The organism is Pseudonocardia sp. Ae331_Ps2 (assembly GCF_001932405.1).
Classification (GTDB): Bacteria; Actinomycetota; Actinomycetes; order Mycobacteriales; family Pseudonocardiaceae; genus Pseudonocardia.
The window spans coordinates 4,553,807-4,555,910 of sequence record NZ_MCIM01000001.1 but is presented as its reverse complement, the minus strand read 5'-3'; the positions used below and the strand labels follow the sequence as shown (position 1 = coordinate 4,555,910).

Below are 2,104 nucleotides of genomic sequence, written 5' to 3'. Positions count from 1 at the left end.
GCGTCCGCTCGCCTCCGGGGAGGCGACCGCCGTTCCCCGGACGAGCGAGGCGACGATCTCTCCGGACCGCACGGCGATGTTGGACAGCAGGGTCGAGGTGATGCCGTGCGTGTGCTCGGTCGGACCCTGCAGGTAGACGCCGGCCCGGACCGTTCCGCCACCGGGGAGCGCACCGGTGCGGACGCGGTAGTCGCGCTGCACGTCGAGCCGGCCCTGTCCGTCGCGCCCGCAGGCCTGCTGCAGGCCGGCGTCGAGCAGCCACAGCGGGTCGGCCGACCGGTACCCGGTCGCGTAGACCACGGCGTCGGCGGTGATGACCTCGCGCTCGCCGTCGATGAGCGACTCGATGGCCAGTTCCACCCGGTCCCCGACGTCGACGACGTCGGCCACCCGGGAGACGTTGCGGAAGCGCAGCCGCTCCCGGCCGGCGACCCGCTCGTGGTAGTGCGTGCGGTACAGGCCCTCGATCAGCTCGGGGTCGACCACCGAGTAGTTGGTGTTGGCGTGGTAGCCGAGGATGCGGTCCTTGACCTCGTCCGGGGCGGTGAAGAAGTCGTCGACGGCGGCCGGGTCGAAGATCCGGTTGGCGAAGGACGTGTCGTCGGCGGGGCTGTAGCCGTAGCGGGCGAACACCGCGTGCACCTCGGCGGTCGGGAAGGTGCGGTGCAGGTGCTCCACGGTCTCCGCCGCGCTCTGCCCGGCCCCGACGACGGCGAACCGCGCGGGCGAGGCGCCGGCGAGCTCGCGGGTGCGGAAGAGCAGGTCGCGGTTGTGCCAGATGCGTCCACCTGCGGTGATCCCGCGCGGGAGGACCGGGGTGAGCCCGCAGGCGAGCACGACGTTGCGGGTCCGCAGCCGCTCCACCCGTTCGCCGGTGCGCACCACGACGTCGAGGAGGTCGACCACCCCGTCGCCGGGCACGGGCTCGATCTCGACGACCTCGCTGCCGTAGTCGACGGTCACCGGGGAGCCCGCGGCGTCGCTGACCTCGCCGACCCGTGCGGCGGCCCACTCCAGGTAGTCGTGGAACTCGCGGCGGGTGGGGAACGACGAGCCGTAGTTGATGAAGTCGGCGAGCCGGTCGCGGTCGTGCAGGTAGGACAGGAAGGAGAAGCCGCTGGTCGGGTTCCGCAACGTCACGAGGTCCTTGAGGTAGGACACCTGCATGGTCGCGTCCTCGAGCAGCATCCCGCGGTGCCAGCCGAACCGATCCTGGCGCTCGACGAACCGGGCGGTCACCCGCGCGTCGGCCGGGGCCGCCGCGTTGTGCTCCAGCAGGGCGATCGCGATGCCGAGGTTCGACGGCCCGAACCCGACCCCCACTACGTCGAGTACCTCCGGGGCGGAGTGGGGGTTCGCGTTCGCGGGGTTCGCCATCACGGTCCTTTCGTTGCTTCGGCACGCCTCAGATAAGAGGTCGCGCGGATTGATCACAGCTGGGTCGCGGCCGGGTGTCGATGGTGAGGGGCGGGCACGGGCCTGTCGATCATGAAGTTGTTGACTCTTCGTGATCGTCTGGAGGCCGCGTGCCCGCCCTGCCATCATGGCTGACCGAGCCGTTGTGGGACCAGTTCGCCGCGCTGCTGCCGCCCCGGGTCGAGTTCGATCCCACTCATCCGTGGGGCTGTCACCGCCGCCGGATCGCGGATCGGGTCGTGTTCGACAAGCTCCTGTGAGGTACTGCGGTTCGGCTGCCCGTATCAGGGCATCGCCGACAGCACCTGCTCGGCGACCACCATCCGCGATCGCCGTGACGAGTGGATCCGGCTCGGGGTCTTCGCCCAGCTACGCCGGATCGCCCTGGACGCCTACGACCGCATCGTCGGCCTGTTGCTTGACGACGTTGCCGTCGACGGCGCCATCACCAAGGCCCCCGGCGGCGGTGAGGTCGCCGGACCGTCACCGGTCGACCGGCGCAAGGGGCCTGAAGCGATCGGTACTCGTCGAGGGATACGGCATCCCACTGGGCCGGGTCCTGGCCGGGGCACACCGCCACGACTCCCCGCTACTGGGCCCCACTCTCGACCACCTCGACGCTCTCGGCCCGCTGCCCGACGACATCACCGTGCACCTCGACGCCGGCTATGACTCCGGTAAGACCCGC

The 2,104-nt window shown here is 71.0% G+C and carries 1 protein-coding gene and 1 pseudogene; one reads left to right on the top strand and one right to left on the bottom strand.

Annotated features, from left to right (window positions below):
- Positions 1 to 1,377, bottom strand: a 1,377-nt coding sequence (locus tag Ae331Ps2_RS21520; RefSeq protein WP_139319247.1) for a lysine N(6)-hydroxylase/L-ornithine N(5)-oxygenase family protein, incomplete at its 3' end; no start/stop codon positions are given.
- Between the two features lie 149 nt (positions 1,378 to 1,526).
- Here Ae331Ps2_RS21520 and Ae331Ps2_RS21515 point away from each other — a divergent pair.
- A pseudogene (locus tag Ae331Ps2_RS21515) lies at positions 1,527 to 2,104 on the top strand (transposase); the annotation flags it as partial.